The sequence below is a fragment of the Pilosibacter sp. NGB245 genome, from assembly GCF_057397225.1.
In genome coordinates this window covers 490876-506463 of the sequence record NZ_CM171584.1, presented here as the reverse complement: position 1 = coordinate 506463, position 15588 = coordinate 490876, and the positions used below count along the sequence as shown (strand labels likewise).

19 protein-coding genes are annotated in these 15588 nt (G+C 36.7%); 2 read left to right on the top strand and 17 right to left on the bottom strand.

Annotation, left to right across the window (positions count from 1 at the left end; genetic code table 11):
• The 6 genes from ACXMYH_RS02170 to ACXMYH_RS02145 all read right to left on the bottom strand — a co-directional run bounded on the left by ACXMYH_RS02170 (position 1) and on the right by ACXMYH_RS02145 (position 5633).
• Entirely contained in the window at positions 1 to 1095 is a 1095-nt protein-coding gene (locus ACXMYH_RS02170) for a restriction endonuclease (RefSeq protein WP_486555438.1), read from the bottom strand.
• Positions 1096 to 1112: 17 nt separating this feature from the next.
• The gene (locus ACXMYH_RS02165) at positions 1113 to 3842 is read right to left on the bottom strand and encodes an AAA domain-containing protein (protein WP_329751776.1); all 2730 of its coding nucleotides are present in this window, start codon (positions 3840 to 3842) and stop codon (positions 1113 to 1115) included.
• 10 nt (positions 3843 to 3852) lie between these two features.
• Complete coding sequence (locus ACXMYH_RS02160) at positions 3853 to 4095, bottom strand: hypothetical protein (protein WP_243121999.1); 243 nt, start codon at positions 4093 to 4095, stop codon at positions 3853 to 3855.
• Positions 4096 to 4113: 18 nt separating this feature from the next.
• Positions 4114 to 4449 carry a histidine phosphatase family protein gene (locus ACXMYH_RS02155; protein ID WP_337495046.1) on the bottom strand — a complete coding sequence of 112 codons (336 nt, stop codon included), beginning with the start codon at positions 4447 to 4449 and terminating at the stop codon, positions 4114 to 4116.
• 303 nt (positions 4450 to 4752) lie between these two features.
• Positions 4753 to 4905: a hypothetical protein gene (locus ACXMYH_RS02150; RefSeq protein ID WP_015552546.1), complete on the bottom strand. Its 153-nt coding sequence runs from the start codon at positions 4903 to 4905 to the stop codon at positions 4753 to 4755.
• Between the two features lie 14 nt (positions 4906 to 4919).
• Complete coding sequence (locus ACXMYH_RS02145; protein WP_486555437.1) at positions 4920 to 5633, bottom strand: hypothetical protein; 714 nt, start codon at positions 5631 to 5633, stop codon at positions 4920 to 4922.
• Positions 5634 to 5692: 59 nt separating this feature from the next.
• Here ACXMYH_RS02145 and ACXMYH_RS02140 point away from each other — a divergent pair, with 59 nt between their 5' ends.
• Positions 5693 to 5887, top strand: a complete 195-nt coding sequence (locus ACXMYH_RS02140) for a helix-turn-helix domain-containing protein (RefSeq protein ID WP_486555436.1) — start codon at positions 5693 to 5695, stop codon at positions 5885 to 5887.
• Positions 5859 to 6125, top strand: coding sequence for a hypothetical protein (locus ACXMYH_RS02135; protein ID WP_329751771.1), 267 nt, complete (start codon positions 5859 to 5861; stop codon positions 6123 to 6125). The genes ACXMYH_RS02140 and ACXMYH_RS02135 overlap by 29 nt, the downstream gene beginning before the upstream one ends.
• Before the next feature lie 479 nt (positions 6126 to 6604).
• On the opposite strand, the gene ACXMYH_RS02130 is transcribed toward ACXMYH_RS02135, so the two are convergent.
• The 11 genes from ACXMYH_RS02130 to ACXMYH_RS02080 all read right to left on the bottom strand — a co-directional run bounded on the left by ACXMYH_RS02130 (position 6605) and on the right by ACXMYH_RS02080 (position 15469).
• Positions 6605 to 6904, bottom strand: a complete 300-nt coding sequence (locus ACXMYH_RS02130; RefSeq protein WP_117824677.1) for a type II toxin-antitoxin system RelE/ParE family toxin — start codon at positions 6902 to 6904, stop codon at positions 6605 to 6607.
• Position 6905: 1 nt separating this feature from the next.
• Positions 6906 to 7154 (bottom strand): type II toxin-antitoxin system prevent-host-death family antitoxin, encoded by a 249-nt coding sequence (locus tag ACXMYH_RS02125; protein ID WP_486555435.1) that lies wholly within the window; start codon positions 7152 to 7154, stop codon positions 6906 to 6908.
• 174 nt (positions 7155 to 7328) lie between these two features.
• Positions 7329 to 9464, bottom strand: coding sequence for an ATP-binding cassette domain-containing protein (locus ACXMYH_RS02120; protein ID WP_486555434.1), 2136 nt, complete (start codon positions 9462 to 9464; stop codon positions 7329 to 7331).
• A 4-nt stretch (positions 9465 to 9468) separates the two neighbouring features.
• Positions 9469 to 10860 (bottom strand): FibroRumin system radical SAM peptide maturase, encoded by a 1392-nt coding sequence (locus ACXMYH_RS02115; protein ID WP_486555433.1) that lies wholly within the window; start codon positions 10858 to 10860, stop codon positions 9469 to 9471.
• Positions 10861 to 11005: 145 nt separating this feature from the next.
• Positions 11006 to 11131, bottom strand: coding sequence for a FibroRumin family radical SAM-modified Cys-rich RiPP (locus ACXMYH_RS02110; RefSeq protein WP_486555846.1), 126 nt, complete (start codon positions 11129 to 11131; stop codon positions 11006 to 11008).
• A 31-nt stretch (positions 11132 to 11162) separates the two neighbouring features.
• Positions 11163 to 11330, bottom strand: a complete 168-nt coding sequence (locus ACXMYH_RS02105) for a FibroRumin family radical SAM-modified Cys-rich RiPP (RefSeq protein WP_373218924.1) — start codon at positions 11328 to 11330, stop codon at positions 11163 to 11165.
• 308 nt (positions 11331 to 11638) lie between these two features.
• Positions 11639 to 12016, bottom strand: coding sequence for a TnpV protein (locus ACXMYH_RS02100; RefSeq protein WP_486555432.1), 378 nt, complete (start codon positions 12014 to 12016; stop codon positions 11639 to 11641).
• 4 nt (positions 12017 to 12020) lie between these two features.
• Entirely contained in the window at positions 12021 to 13418 is a 1398-nt protein-coding gene (locus ACXMYH_RS02095) for a plasmid recombination protein (RefSeq protein ID WP_486555431.1), read from the bottom strand.
• A gap of 242 nt (positions 13419 to 13660) precedes the next feature.
• Positions 13661 to 13885: a DUF5348 domain-containing protein gene (locus ACXMYH_RS02090; RefSeq protein WP_072446749.1), complete on the bottom strand. Its 225-nt coding sequence runs from the start codon at positions 13883 to 13885 to the stop codon at positions 13661 to 13663.
• Positions 13886 to 14075: 190 nt separating this feature from the next.
• A complete protein-coding gene (locus tag ACXMYH_RS02085; protein ID WP_486555430.1) occupies positions 14076 to 14402 on the bottom strand; it encodes a complexin-2 in 327 nt (108 codons plus the stop codon).
• Positions 14384 to 15469 (bottom strand): AAA family ATPase, encoded by a 1086-nt coding sequence (locus tag ACXMYH_RS02080; protein WP_270623378.1) that lies wholly within the window; start codon positions 15467 to 15469, stop codon positions 14384 to 14386. The genes ACXMYH_RS02085 and ACXMYH_RS02080 overlap by 19 nt, the downstream gene beginning before the upstream one ends.
• Between the last annotated feature and the right edge of the window lie 119 nt (positions 15470 to 15588).

Sequence of the window (15588 nt, the reverse complement as noted above, 5' to 3'; positions counted from 1 at the left end):
CTATCTGCAATCCATTATCTGTTTCATTAACTCTGAATAGTCTATTAAATTCATTCTACTTTTTATCGTCTGTTGAAATCTACGAGCATCCTTTAAGAAATATGAGTTAGTTACCATTATTCCTGCTGTAACCCTGTCCGCTTCAACAGTTCCATATAGTTGTCTAACAAGTCCAACATTCACAGGATGCCTAGGCGCTTTCTTTTTACATTCAGCATAAATCACCAAATCGCCTAACACTGAATTATTAAGAACAATCAAATCCTTACCACCATCTCTTGTCTGTTTCGTAAGTTGCACATTATATCCTTTTCTTTCAAACAATTCACAAACCAGTTCCTCAAACTGTCTAGGAGTAATTTCTTGAAGTATTTCTGGTCTTAATGCAACTTTATCCACAAGCGAATGCGTTACTACCTTTATATCATTTTTTATTTCGTCTGGTACTCTAATAATTTTTCGTTCTGGAACAACTATCTCTGGATGTTGTAGAGATACACCACCTTTATATGTATATATTTGATGTATATCCTTTTCAAAATCAAGAAAATATTCGTTAAGCCCCTCGCCCTTTAGTTTTGTATGAAGCTTTTCAGCTATCGTTCTAGGCGTTAAATTTTGCTTATCAAGTTCTTTAAAAATACCTTCTACAATACTGTCACTCGAGATACGGGCACCAAGATAATCACTAATAAACAATAATATCTGTTTATCTGTTAATGGCTTTAACCTTATTTCATAATCAAAATTTATATCAAACTTATTTTCTCTAGCAGTGCATATATAACACCCTCTAGCATTTTTAATGTTCTCTACCATTTGTTGTTTATATCTATATATTTCGTCCAAACCATCCACTAAACAAACAACATCTGTAAAATCAGATGAATGTTTCCATATTTTATTTCCCATCTGTGAAAAAACCATCGTTTCATACCAGATTTTTCTTCCTTGTTCCTCTAATATCTTTCCAATTATATTTAACAAAAAAGTTTTACCACTTCCTGCCGCACCTGTTATCAAGATTTTGCCATATGGTTTCATCCTGACAACATCTAAAAGTTCCTGTAACTCGTCCCTTCTTATAATCTCCATACGCAGCTTTCCTTTCGTTACCCAACCGACTTATCCAGCATCTCTATAATCTTTTCTTTCTCGCCACTACCATTAGTCATAAATCTCAGTAATGGAATTTCATACAACTCCATAATATGATTTTTCAACAAATCTCTTGAAGCCTGAACAGTATCCTCTTTATGGTATTCATATCCGTCAACCTCGATCGCCAACACAGGCTTTTTACCAATTCTGTTATAAACCAGAAAATCTAAATGTGTTGCTGGATTCATTGCATACTGACATTCCTGCTCATTTAATAGTTCTGGATTCTTAATCAACATATTCAACGGAAAATGACAAACAACATCCAAGCTTGAATACTTGTTAGCGGAGATAATGTCCTCTATCAATGAATACATCAGATTTTCCGAATCATATTCTGATACTTTTTTGTGCTTCTGCAAGTATGCCCTTCTTTCCTCAGTATACTGCTTGTAAAGGTAATCAAAAATCGAATAAATCTTGCTTTCAGTAACTTCAAAATTATTATATTGAATATAATCAATCAAATCTGTTATATTGCGCTCTTTTGATTGCTCATTTCCAGTTACAACCAACATCAATTTCTTTTTGGCTCTTGATACAGCAACATTGATTAAATATGGATCATCTGCAAAATCAGATATTTCATCATCCACGGTAGATATAATAATATTCTCTTTCTCCTTGCCCTGGAACTTATGCACTGTAGCAGCATCAATATCTGTAATCTCCTTGCTTAAAGCTTCTACCTGATTTTTGTACGGTGCAATAATTCCGGTTTCTTCCGGATTTGAAACATATTTTGGTATAATCTCATTTTTAATAACATCTATCTGGCGCTGGCTATAATGGTTACGCTCATGATTTCCCACTACCGTTTTTACTACCGATAAAACATCCTCTTCACCCTTATCCGTTGTCATAATAATCAATTCACCACGATAGAATTTCTGGTTACAGAAATTGATTATTTTGGGGTGACACCTATAATGTTCCCGCAACAATGTTTGTGTTACATTTGGCATAACATCCAAAATGGATTGCAGAAAACTGTTTGTATACTGATATCCTTCACTCACATTAAAGCTGTCAAATATAACTTTTGCTTTGGCTTTTATATCACCTGTAACAACATTGGGAAGTTGCTTGGTATCCCCTACAATAACAACATTCCTTGCACAGGACAATGCCAACGCACCAGTTGCAATATCTACCTGTGATGCCTCATCCATGATAAGGTAATCATACACCACATCTGAATTCAGGCTGTTTCTTGATGAAAATGTTGTACTTAATATAACCGGATACTCAGCCAATACATCGTATGGTTCCTTCCACAAATTATCTTCACTAAAAGTTTTCCTACTACTATTACCTTCATATTTCCTTGCCAGTTTGTCTTTTAGGACAACCATTGACTGATCGCATAAATCCTCAAGCAAATTCTTATTAACACTATTTAAATACTTTTCAATATCTGCAATTTTCCCAGACAACTCCGCCTGCTTCGCACGATAATACATTGCTTGAAAGGTTGTAATTATCTTTGAAATATCCTGCTTATAAATGCTCCAATCGGTTACTCTATATTTAAATAAGGCTTTTATCTTAAACCAAAATCCTATTGCCGTTTTCTCTTCTGAAATCAACTGGCACTCCTGCCACAATACCATCCATTGCTTTGAAGATAGTTTTTTCTTGAACTTAATACTATCTGTATGAACATCTGATTCTTTAACATATTGATTGAAATATTCCTGTTCAGTAACCAACTGTGAAAGTTCCTGCCTTAAACACGCCAGTTTTTCCTGCTTATCAAAAACACTTTTTAACTGACTGGATTGCTCTGCTATTTCCTTCTGCAAAACACTTTGATCTTCTCCCGTTTTCCACGACGAAAAATCGGGATAAGCGGCATCCTGATGCTCAACAAATAATTTCTTATTTTTAGAACTTCCTAATGTCGCAGCAATAAAACCCAAATTGTATTTTGGAGAAGATAATTTTTCATATACGTTTTCCGTTGCCGAATTATTATTGGATACTATCTGTACCGTTTTCCCTTGCATTAATATATTGGCAATAATATTCAATATCGTTTGTGTCTTCCCCGTTCCTGGAGGTCCCTGTATAACACTAATCTGATTCTCCATGGCATTTTTTACAGCCTTATACTGACTGTTATTGCATCCAAATGGGAAAATTGGAATGTATTCGCGTCCTGTTCTTTTTCCTTGCAATGACGATGGATTCAAATACTTTGCTAAAGCTACATCACTACCCACAAAAGAAATCTTGGCAAACTTCTTAGACAATAATTTTTCACCAGTCTCTTCATTCTTAAGATTACTCAAACCTGCAATTTGCTTTATATATTCAAATACATTTGATGACTGACTCTGGGCAAGACATGACTCTATAATATGCAAGTCGTTCCGACGATAATCTCTTTCACTACCATCGCCAAAACAAATGTGCCAATAAGACTCACTTCCGCTTCTAAATACATATATTGCATTAACATCAAAGAACTCTCGTCCTTCTCTGCTAATCCGATACATGTTAGGATTCAAAACCTCCGGATCAGTCAACTTTTCCACATTCAAATATGCATACGAGTATGTTTTTCCATTATTGAATTTTACATCCCATTTTTGGGTATTTCTATTATAACCACATGACATTATTTCGGATGTCTTTATTTCACCCTTGATAATGACCATATAATATCGTGTATTCATCTATTCCTCACTACTTCTTATCCGCACGCTGATTGCCCTTGAATTCCTTCTCCACATAGCAATGTTCATGTTTGCCAACCAACTTATCGCCTTCAAAATCCAGTTCGATAATATATGGCATCCAATCTATAATTCGCAGAAATTCTTCGCACCCGAAACTATTGTCATAAGAATTCAATATCGTACTAAGGGCAGTACCATGGGTTCCTATAACACTCTCTTTATCTGTATTATCTGCTAAAATCTCGTTCAACGCCTCTATATTACGATTTTAAACCATAGCAATGGATTCTCCACCATCTTCATGATAATCATGGTCAGCCCAGCGTTTCTGAAACATTCCGTAGTTGTTTCCATCAGGACCTTTTTCTCGCTCCCTCAATCTCTCATCTGTTATAATCTCTTTTGTAAAAAAATCTGCTGCCTCTGCAATAGTATCCATACTACGTTTATATGGACTACAATAAAACGCATCTTTTTTCTTGTTACTCAAAAATTCTAACACAACTACTGAATCTTTCTTCCCTTCTTCCGTCAAAGGTCTTGTTCTGTCTTCTTCCCAATCATGCTCCGGTTGTGCGTGACGTACGAAATAAACTCTTGTCATTTGATCAGCTCCATTTCATCTTCCATTTTCACAAATCCATGTCTTTCATACAAAGGTCGTCCCATATCCGTCGCTTCCAACGCAATCTGTAATACGCCCTGTTCCTTCGCTTGCTCCATTTCTTACAGGACTACAATTCGTTACCAATACTTTCATTTTGACCTCCGTTTTCATGTACCATATTTTTATATGATATCACAGAATCACTACATCATCAATAACAATCGCAACTTCTTGCGATTGTTTCCTAGTTTGCAATATATATTTCGGGTGCGTAAAGTGAATCGTGGATATGCAGAGGAATCATCTTCCTCTGTCCCTATTCCTCATCTTATCTTCCATCTTTCCTTTATCAACATCTCTACCAACACTTTCATCATAAATCCTCTGAAATTCCTCATAAAGTTCATCTCCATCCAGTTTTATCCCCAACCTTTTCATCACATCTGAAAACATCCTTATGCTTCCACTCACATCAGCAATATCAAATCCGAATACATCTGCCTTAACAGAATCACTGACATTCTCAAAACCACCAAGCTCTGATATTCTCCTGACAATCCAGCCAACTTCGTCCACAGGCTCTTTTTCTTCATGTTCACCAATTCACTTTTACTTGTCACATTAATTATACTTTCGTCCATTCTTGTCATATTCACATCAGACAAATTAAGAATCTCTGGTATTCCTATTCCCTCTAAATCAGTCTGTTGTTTTCTCGCACTATCAGCTTGCTCTTTCTGTCTGCCTATTTCATTCTGATTATTGTCTGGATTTATTACCACAACATTCGTCTCCGGCTCAACAGCCACATCTTTCTCTGACACTGCCTCATCTTCCATCCCCGATATCTCAACATCCCTGTCTGCAACGATTTCTTCTTTCTCCGACACTGCATAATAAGCCGTATACAAATCTTCTTTCACAATTCCATCAGCAAGCTGTATTTGCTTCTTAATATTCCGTTTCTCCTGCTTCAATTCGTCCAGTTCTTCCTGCACTCCCACATGCCATATCTGATACTCATGATACTGCTCCTCGTTCTCAATATTCCGTTTCCGGCTCGAGCTTTCTCTGTATACTTTGCTCCACCAACCACAAAACGCTTCTGCTCTACAATCCTTAATCTGTATAGCTTTGCATAAAACTTTTTCTGGAATGGTGACAACTACTTTATCTGACATGTCAGATAACTTGGTGTTCAACAGCCCATACAGGATCACAAAATGGAGGTAACTACACTATGACAATAGGTGAAAGAATAAAGAAAATACAGGTATTCCGTAAAATGACAATGGATGATCTAGGCGGTGCACTTGGCTTTGAAGGAAAAAATATGTCAGTCCGTATATCACAATACGAAACTGGTGCACGTATTCCCGGCGAAGATATGATTTTGAAGCTCGCCGATGCACTGCAATTACAAAGCTATTTCTGATTACAGCCTTGGTGCTGCAGAGGATATCATTGAAACTCTTTTCTGGCTTGAAGAAAGTGCAGCTTCACTTCCAGCAAGAGGAAAAGGTACAAGATTTCCTGAGTACACTGCTCCTGGCAATTTGATTCACTTAACTGCAATGACTCCGGCAAAACCATCTGAAACAGTCAGACCAACTTATAACGAAGATGATTATGACTGTACAGGTGCACCTGTTGCATTAACTTTTGAATATTGATTGGTAAATGATTTCCTTTCGGAATGGTGTGAAATGAAAACGAAATTAAATAACGGAGAGATTTCTCCAAATGAATATTTTGAGTAGAAAATAACATGGCCTCATGCGTGAAACATAATGCCATCCGATGTGCACCATCTCGATTCCGCTTCGATTCATCTCGATGTAGGGCGTTCGCCCTATAGGAATAGAAATCTGCTGTCTGTGGAATGCAAGCATTCCAAGCCATCAATTTTCTATTCCTGCACAGCTCACTTTAGTACCAAAATAGTACCACAAGGCAAAAAACAAGCTCGCAAATGCCCATTTTACTAGGCTTTGCGAGCTTTTGAAAATTATTCAAACTCGCAAATAAAATCTTATCACTATACACTTTTGTATAGGGATTATGGTTCTATCTGGTTTTATATGTGTTCCACTGTCCAAAGTCCACAGACTGTACTGAATGGTGTTATCAATTTGTTATCACATCTCTGTTATCAATCAAAGATTCTCGTGATATCCTGATATCGGTTAACTACACGATAAATCTCTACATATTCGTTACCGACCTTGTAGATAATAACATAATCTTCCCATATCGCATATTTATAATCTGTCCGAAAGCTGACCCGTTTGGAGAGATCCGCCCCCATTCCAGGAAACATCTGAAGATTTTCAAATTTACCATAAATCTCTTTTATCGTCTTTGCCGCATATTCTTCATTATCCTCAGCAATGTAATCCCGGATGTTCTTCAAATCCTTTGCAACAATCGGATTGATCCGCAGTTTTAACATCTTATTCCCCCACAAGTGCTTTTAATTCATCCAAATCCAGCCAGCCTTCTCCGTCTTTCACTGCTTCTTCAGCTTCCTGCAGCTTCATCAGAAGCTTTTTCTCTGCCCGGTCACGTTCATAGTCTTCAATATCCAGGACTACGAAACGTCCTCTACCATTCTTGGTCAGATATACTGGTTCTCCTTTGTGACAGTTCTTCAGGACTTCGTTATAATTTCTCAAATCAGATACTGGTAAAATATTTGCCATATTCTTTCAGCTCCTTCCTTTGATTTTAAATTGTTTCTGTTACTTCTATTATACACAAAAAGCTGTAAAATTCAACGTAAATTTTTACAGCTTAAAAGTGTTCTCATTCCGAATATTTTTATTATGGTAATATATCGCAGATTAACCAATTCACTTAAAATGTATCTACTTGCATTACTTAAACTGTTTTCCAATTAATCTATTATCGATATTTTCTATTTGAATCCATTGAGAAAAATAATCTTCTACACCTGTTGAATGATCAATCACAATAAGCGTCTTGCCTTTTTCTCTTATTCTATTTAAATAGTTTGCGACTGCATCAATTTCTATATTGCTTAAGCCTTTGAAGGGCTCGTCAACACCAATAACTTTTGCGGTTGATTTTGATGCTTTCATAATTTTTATTCGAATATTTTCTCCTCCAGACAATGTAGCAGTTGCTTGTCCAATCTGTAAATGACCTAACATAATTTCAGACGCAGTTATACACACTTTTGTAATCGACTTGTCGATATCCTCAAAAAAATCTATTGCCTCATCTAATGTCATCTTCCAAACATCAAAAATTGATTTGCCCTTAATTTTATATTTTTTAAGATTTTTGTTAAAGCCTGTACCTTCACACTCTCTACATTCAACTCGCATACTCTGATGATAATCACCACCATATTCAATATATCCCGCCCCTAAACACACAGGACACATACCATCATTTCCAGTCAAGTTTGAAAAGAACTTCTTGTCCTTTTTGTGCTTCTTTGCGTACAATTCTGAGATTTTATTTGATAAATCTAACACAGTAGCCACACAAGAATTCTTATTTCCGAGAAGCGGTTTCTGATTTATATATAAATAACTATTGAAATACTGCGGGAAATATTCCCTTAACAAAGTAGATTTACCAACACCTGAATATCCAGTAATCAAATTCATACAATTTTCTGCTACTGCCAAATCAACCCCTTTATATTTATATATAGAACTATTTAACAATATTCTAATTTGTTTTTTTGCAACAACTGGAACGTATTTTTTTATATCTCGTTGTTTTTTTAAAAATGCATTGACGTCAACTAAATATCCACCTGCGTTACCGCCCTTTTCACCCAAAGCAATTATTTTATCGGCTACTTTATAAAAGGTCTCACCATGATCTACCAACACTACTGTATGTTTATCCGCCAGAGATACAACATTATCATAAATTGATTTCTTTTCCTCACCAGATAAGCCAGCTAATGGTTCATCAAGAACAATGATCAAATCTGAGAGCTGAGTTGTAAATACTTGAACCATTCGTAATCGTTGTAACTCTCCCCCAGACAATGTAGGTATCGCCCTGTGAAAACATAAATGTCCTAAATTCAGTTCAATAGATTTATCTATAAATGCTTTCAAATTTTTAATCGTAAAAACGAGCCTATCATCCTGTATTTCTCTAAATAATTGATCTACAACACCTTTTAAAAATGCAAAATCAGTAGTCATAAATTCGCCTATCGAAAGATCATGTATCTTATATTCGTCGTATTGTTTTCCATATTTTTTTCCATGGCAACACTCACATTCAAATTCTGAATAATACGCTTTTCCAATTCTGCAATTCGGTAGCATAGGTATTCCAGTCAGTACACCATAATACTTAGAAGTTCTTCTCGAAAAAGAATTAACTTTTTTATACCTTACTGAATACTTACCTGCACTTTCACCATAAAGTATCAAACTTTTTTCTTCTTCATTTAATTCCCTAAAATTTTGATTGCTATCAATATTATGTTCTGCACAAAAATTAATAATCATCTGTGCATAAAAATCTTTATATCTAGTCCAACACCTAAAAGGCACTTTTTTCAACGGAACATTAAAATCAATAATTTTATTATAATCAAGTTTACTTACAAAACCAAGTCCATGACAGTTTTCACATAAATTGCTTTCCTTATTAAGGACAAAGAAGTCCTCGGAAAGATCTAGCATTATTGCATAGATCAATCCGATACTTCTATTTAGACCAAAGTATGTTCCAATTGTTGATCTAATATTGTTATTATGATTTGACTGCTTAATTGGAACTGCAGCCACCATATTAGAAAATGATTTAACTTTATAGGAAGGTTCACTTACTTCATCAGCAAACATAGCCATAAACTCATGTTGACCAATTTGCGCAATCGTATCATAAGCTAAAGATGATTTGCCACTGCCAGAAGGTCCTATAATCAAATTTATTCCCTTTTTTACAATTTCAACATCAATATTTTTCAGGTTGTTTGTTTCTATACCTTCAATAACAATGTCATCAATCATTCTATCACCCTTCCTTTATTATTCTATACAGATCTTTAATCAAAAACTCCAAAGTCATTTTTGAATGAACACAGAAGCGTTCATCTAAATCATGTATAGTATTTCCTTTTTTTAAATGCATTGCATTTATAGGACACCCACCGCCACAAATACCTAGAGCAGGACATTCTTGACACTCATCCTTATTTATCGGAGTCAATTGAGACCATTCAATAAAATCTTTATGCTTTGATGCATTAAAGTTTGCATCGTCGACATTTGAAACAAAATACTGCTTATTATGCAAACAACCATGGCAAATGCCAACTTGTCCATTAGGTGCAATTACAATTTGTCCACCACTTGTTGCTGCACAATCGGAAAAGTAAATCTGTGCTTTTGAGAAAGACTTTAATTTTCTCATTATACGGTCTTCATATATTCCACGTTTTCTAAGTTCAACAAACTCATCAATAATAAATTGAGCCGCCTTTTCATTATATTCTTGTGGAAGAACAAAGTTTTCATCTGACATCATAATATTAAATCCGAATGATTTAATTCCATAATTATCGACAAGTTTAAGAATATTTTTTGTATCCTTAATTGTCTCTTCACTTAATGTAACAGATAACGACACCTCAACCCCAATTCTCTTGCACATATCAAGTGTCCTGAGAATTTTGTTAAATACATTCTTCCCCGCAACATCAACTCGCATCGCATTTGCTTCTTCGGTAAATCCGTCAACTGAAATTGCAATAGAAACTCCTAATTCTTTCAATTTAAGTGCTCTTTCTTCAGTAAGAAGCAAGCCATTAGAAACCATAGACATTTCCAAATTCTTCACACATTTTTCAACTTCTCTAAGACTATTAATCTTCTCTGCAATATAAACTAATACCTCATAATTTACAAGAGGTTCACCACCATAGAAAATAATAACAGGTTTATTTTCTTCAAAATCCATACCAGACAACTTAATTTGCTTAATAAAGAAATCAACAGCCTTATCTGCTGTTTCAACAGACATATTTTCTAATGAGAATTTACTCCTCTTGCATGCATCGTTGTTTCCAAGAAAACAGTATTTGCATGCAAGATTGCACTGCTCACTGGTAATCATATAACATACATTTACTGCTGGAGCTGGAATCCTACTTCTTACAAATTTTAAAACCTTCTCATCATCTTCCTCTGAATGATTTAAAATTTTAAATTTTACTAATTCATTCACTTCATTTCTGATATCTTCCGGTGCATCTTCATAATCATTGCAAAAAGGACCTGCAAGCCATGCCTGCAAGTCCTCGTAAGCCTTTTTATTCAAATACACTGGTTTCATTCTGAGTGAATGATATAATGCCACATCATCTCCCAAATCATAAACATGAGCATAACGTGATAATCTTACCATTCTATCTCCTCCATCGTATTTACATTTCGACATTTGCGACAGCAATCATGCCACATATTTTCAAATAATAATGTACTATTTACTGTCATACACGCCTAAATCAATTTAATTATAAAAGCTGTATCACACCTTTAATATATGAATACTATTCCCAGTCAATTTCATCTAAATCTGGAATATTACGGCATGAACATGCACATGTACAAGAATTACATGCTACACAAGCACATCTAGCCATTACCACAGCTTCGTCACAAATTGTACCAAACATCTTAGCGTATTCTACATTATTTGCACTCATTTTACATTTCCTCCCAATCTACATCTGCAATAATACCACCAGAGCAAGAGCAACGACAATTGCACATACAACCCGTACACTGAGATATGCAAGATGCAGCACTCTGAATCGTCTTTTCAGTAATATTACCAAGCATTTTTCCATAAGAATCAACGTTGTAATTAATCATCGTAATTACCTCCTCGTATAGTTCATTGATTTTATATTACTACTCTCTAATGGAAAAGTCAATAATTAACCAATTATACGAGTTATATATTTTTCTTTCATTATACATTATATAGTGCTATTTGCATGTTTCTATACCAATATCCAGTGTTTTTTATTTAAAATGTATCATTCATCATTTTTTCATTTTATTCAAAAAAAGCCAGTAAACTCAATCATTTCCGTAACTTTTCTATAATGGGTATATTGTGTATATCTTTTAAGCAAAAATTTCTATAAATTACCAAAAACACTCTCAGTATTAATCCGTTACTGTCCATACACCATATCTTTTAGCACAATTTCTTCTGCACAGGCTTTGATATTATTCATCAAACCAATCCATTTCATCTGATCCTGTATTTTCAAGTTCTCCGTCACACCCTGTCTTTCCCCCATCTGCTCTACCAAGGTTTCTACCTGCTCTCTGACCTCCTGATCAACTCGATTCAAGTGTGCTATCAACTCCCCAGTCATTAATAAATACTGGTATCGTGCCGGTCTATGCTCTTTCAGGAATTGCTTCCGCAGCATTCCATATTTACCATAGGTCGGTTCTTCCTCATTCACTGCCAAATCCGGCAGGTAATAGTCTCCATGCAGTGTGTAGCTTAATCCATTACTTTCATCATAAACGTGCTTTTTCATCGTCTTATCTCTCCATTCCTTTATTTTTTGTTTTATTTTTCTTACTCTGTTGATTCTCCATTTCACTTTTACGGGTACCCCATGCCAACCTTTCGTGAATACTTCCTTTGGGCATTTGCTCCATTTGCTGTTTTTCTTCTAATGCTTTCTGCTCTTGTATATCTTGCTGTACCGCATTCTCTACGACATTTTCCCCAAGGACACGCACTACCCGGTCATATCTGTTGGAAACATCCTGCAATTGCTGTTTTTCTTGACGCACTGTATCTAACTCTCTCTGTACTCGGTTATATGCCTGCTTTGTTTCCTGATATTTGTGTTTCCATTTTTCTACTTCTTTGGTAAGTTCTTTGACCTGGGCAGCCATTGCAGCAATTTTATTTTTCATCTGGGTAAACAGTGGTTTTATCTTTTTATCCCGGTAAGTTGTTGCACGTTCTAATGTCCCAGCTTCCGGTAGAATTGCTTTCACTGTCCCATATTCCTTTATTTCCTTACTGACATTATCCATAACAGGCTGCAACCGTTCTCTGCGTTCTTCCAGGCTGTGCAGATCTTTCTCGACTTTTTCCACACGCTTCTCAGCTTCCTCTTTATCCTTAACTGCCTGCTCCTTATCATCTTTTAAAAGCTGGATATCAGCTCTTGCTTCCGCAATCTGTGCAGTCAGTCCTTCATTCTCAGCAGTGAGATATTCTTTCTCCTGTTCCAGTGCCTGCACTTCCTTTTTACGCTCTTTCTTCTTAAAATTATAAACATCCAGATGCTCCTCATGTGTCCCTTTCTGCTCCCATTCAATTCCATGCTGTCGTGCAATCTCTGCAAGCAATTCTTTTTCATGGTTGATCCACTGATTCAACTCTGTATCGTGTTTGTTCCCGCCTTGAAATCCCAGACTTTTTAATGCCTGCTTCAGAGAAACCCTAGTATCCATTCCTTTCCCTTTCCAGCCAGTCACATAAGGGACAAAATCAATATGCAGATGCGGTGTAGCTTCATCCTGGTGCAGATAACAGCTAAATACATGAAGTGTTGGATTTCGTTGCTGAAAATTCTTTACATACTCATCTAGTACTTTTACCGCCAGGTCTCCTTCTGTCGTTCCCACAGCCATATCTTCTCGATTTCCAATCTGGAAAATCACTTCATGGAACAGCTTTTCCTGCTTTCCCTGACGGATTTTTTCATAGTAATTTGTAATCTGTCGGTCCTTTCTTTTTCCCACATTGTACCGTTCCACAGAATCATCAAACAGCTCTTTATATACTTCTTTCAGGTTTTCATTCTGGTAACAGATATTCAGGTGTACTCTGTCCGGGTCTACATTTTCAGCTATAAAATCCCGTCTGTTATGAGCCAGCGATCCAGTTCCAATCATGCCGCTAATCGTTCTTCTCATCATTATGCTCCTCACCTCTCCTTCTAAAAAGCGTGCTAGATATGGCACATAATTTGTACTTCCGCCAATTATGGCGATTATAAGAAATCTTCGCCGGATACGGCGGTTTTGTTACTTTTGTCAAAAGTAACGCAAAAGCACTTTCGACAGCCGTACCGTCCATCAAAAGTACCCTTGCGCCCTGCCGGGGGCATTATTCCTCCCGCTGGTCGGATTGCTTCTGCGTTACTCACTTAACTAATCTATTACTGTATTCTCGCCCGGATATATTCCAGATCTCCGCAGTACGGTGTTCCTACCAGATACCATTCCCTTGCCGGATTCATCTCCATTCTGGTCTGCACCCACTGATCATCAATCAGTACTTCCAGGCATTCCCCACAATGAAATCCTGTATCAATCCATAAATCTGATGACAATAAACCATATCTGTCATTACTGCTGTTATAACCTAATCTTCCTTCTCTCATTGCTTTATGCTCCTTTCTATTATCCTGCTGTAAGGAGGCCCTGATTCAGGGCTCCCTTTCGCAACTTGTAATTCGCCTATAAATAATCGGGTAATCTATAACCTCCCGGCTGCACCTTACATGCTTTCGCCTTGTCTGATATTTACAGGTGCGTGACACGCTCCTGTTATAAAGTGATCAGCAAGAATCTCTACCAACGAAAGTTTTCCGGTATTCCCTTCCTTTCCAGGTATTCCTGCCTGGACTTTTCTCTTTCTTCCTCTGTTGGTGCTGTTTTGTACTTGCTGTATAGCTCCCGATCTACCATTGCATTCAGTTTCTTTTCTAATCCTTTCCTTATTCTTTCTTCGCCCTCGTAATTCTCCATCAAAAAATACTGCAAAAGCTGAAAGAATAACTCGTATGGAATCTGCACATTTCTATTTTTCATCTGATTTCCTTTCAAGGTGGCAAGATGCCCTATTCTTAAGTTATGGTCATCTTGCCATCTTCCTTTTTCTACTCTGACAACATCCAATACCACTGATTTCCACGTTTTACAGAATCTATTCCCAGTTCCATTTTGGCATTTCTCAGTGTTTTCTTTTTAATTCCCAGTTTTTCTGCTTCTTCCTCTATTTTCTTTTGTGCCATACCTCCATCAGCCAGTATCTCAAGCAGAAATTCTTTTGCTTTCCGGGTTTTCTGTCCTTTTCCCTCTCCATTAAGCAATTCATCTGCACTAATGTCATATTCACCAATCCATTCAAATCCGTTGTTTTTATCCAGACGGAACGCAATAGCTTTGCCTTCCGGTGCCAAGGAACTCTTTGTATGGCACACAACTCTTACTTCCGGTTCGTCCTTAATTCGTCCGACAATCAAAACGCTTCTTGCAGCTGCCTGGAAATCAATAGAACCAAGTCCCCGATAAGAAGATTTTCCGTTACTGTTCTTGTTCATGTGTCCAATCAGAATAATCGCACAATGATATTTTTCTGCCAGGACTGCTATACGTTTCATCAAAGGACGGATTTCATTAGCCCTGTGCATATCCACCTCTGATCCAAGGAAGCCCTGAATCGGGTCAAGCACAACCATTCTGGCTTTTGTCTGCACAATTGCTTCTTCCAACCGGACATCTGCCATCGTCAGTGGCTGCTCACTGTCATCGATGACCATGACCTTTGTACAGTCTGCACCTGCAGCAAGTAATCTTGGTTTTATGGTATCTCCAAGACCATCTTCTGCAGTCTGGTAGATTACATTTACTGGTGCCTCCAAATGCTGTGTTGACGCATTGTTTTCAATATTTTCTGCATCTACCATATCGCTTTCACTATCAATATCTATCCTTTTATCTTTTGTTGAATCAGCTGGAAGAATAGTCTCTCCTCTGGTCAGTTTTGCAATAATCTGAAGCACCATTGTCGTCTTTCCTTCTCCCGGATCTCCCTGTATAATTGTTACTTTTCCATAGGGAATAAATGGATAAAGCAGCCATTCAATCTGCTCCACTTCCACCGCATCCATGTTGATGAGTTTCAGTTCCGGTTCCAGCCTTTTCTGTACTGTTTTATTTGTTTCTGTTCTTTTGTTTTCCATCAAATCCTCCTTATTTTCCCGTTGAAAGAAAGAGTGGTTTTTGATAGAATACTCATAGAAGTTTTTTGGAAGAGTATTCTACCAAATCCCTGCCTTTAGGTGTTTTCCGACACTTAAAG

Coding starts and splice junctions, on each gene's coding strand:
- ACXMYH_RS02170 (WP_486555438.1), bottom strand. CDS start 1,095: ATGGAGATTATAAGAAGGGACGAGTTACAGGAACTTTTAGATGTTGTC.
- ACXMYH_RS02165 (WP_329751776.1), bottom strand. CDS start 3,842: ATGAATACACGATATTATATGGTCATTATCAAGGGTGAAATAAAGACA.
- ACXMYH_RS02155 (WP_337495046.1), bottom strand. CDS start 4,449: ATGACAAGAGTTTATTTCGTACGTCACGCACAACCGGAGCATGATTGG.
- ACXMYH_RS02150 (WP_015552546.1), bottom strand. CDS start 4,905: ATGTTTTCAGATGTGATGAAAAGGTTGGGGATAAAACTGGATGGAGAT.
- ACXMYH_RS02145 (WP_486555437.1), bottom strand. CDS start 5,633: ATGTCAGATAAAGTAGTTGTCACCATTCCAGAAAAAGTTTTATGCAAA.
- ACXMYH_RS02140 (WP_486555436.1), top strand. CDS start 5,693: ATGACAATAGGTGAAAGAATAAAGAAAATACAGGTATTCCGTAAAATG.
- ACXMYH_RS02135 (WP_329751771.1), top strand. CDS start 5,859: ATGCACTGCAATTACAAAGCTATTTCTGATTACAGCCTTGGTGCTGCA.
- ACXMYH_RS02130 (WP_117824677.1), bottom strand. CDS start 6,904: ATGTTAAAACTGCGGATCAATCCGATTGTTGCAAAGGATTTGAAGAAC.
- ACXMYH_RS02125 (WP_486555435.1), bottom strand. CDS start 7,154: ATGGCAAATATTTTACCAGTATCTGATTTGAGAAATTATAACGAAGTC.
- ACXMYH_RS02120 (WP_486555434.1), bottom strand. CDS start 9,464: ATGATTGATGACATTGTTATTGAAGGTATAGAAACAAACAACCTGAAA.
- ACXMYH_RS02115 (WP_486555433.1), bottom strand. CDS start 10,860: ATGGTAAGATTATCACGTTATGCTCATGTTTATGATTTGGGAGATGAT.
- ACXMYH_RS02110 (WP_486555846.1), bottom strand. CDS start 11,131: ATGTTTGGTACAATTTGTGACGAAGCTGTGGTAATGGCTAGATGTGCT.
- ACXMYH_RS02105 (WP_373218924.1), bottom strand. CDS start 11,330: ATGATTAATTACAACGTTGATTCTTATGGAAAAATGCTTGGTAATATT.
- ACXMYH_RS02100 (WP_486555432.1), bottom strand. CDS start 12,016: ATGAAAAAGCACGTTTATGATGAAAGTAATGGATTAAGCTACACACTG.
- ACXMYH_RS02095 (WP_486555431.1), bottom strand. CDS start 13,418: ATGATGAGAAGAACGATTAGCGGCATGATTGGAACTGGATCGCTGGCT.
- ACXMYH_RS02090 (WP_072446749.1), bottom strand. CDS start 13,885: ATGAGAGAAGGAAGATTAGGTTATAACAGCAGTAATGACAGATATGGT.
- ACXMYH_RS02080 (WP_270623378.1), bottom strand. CDS start 15,469: ATGGAAAACAAAAGAACAGAAACAAATAAAACAGTACAGAAAAGGCTG.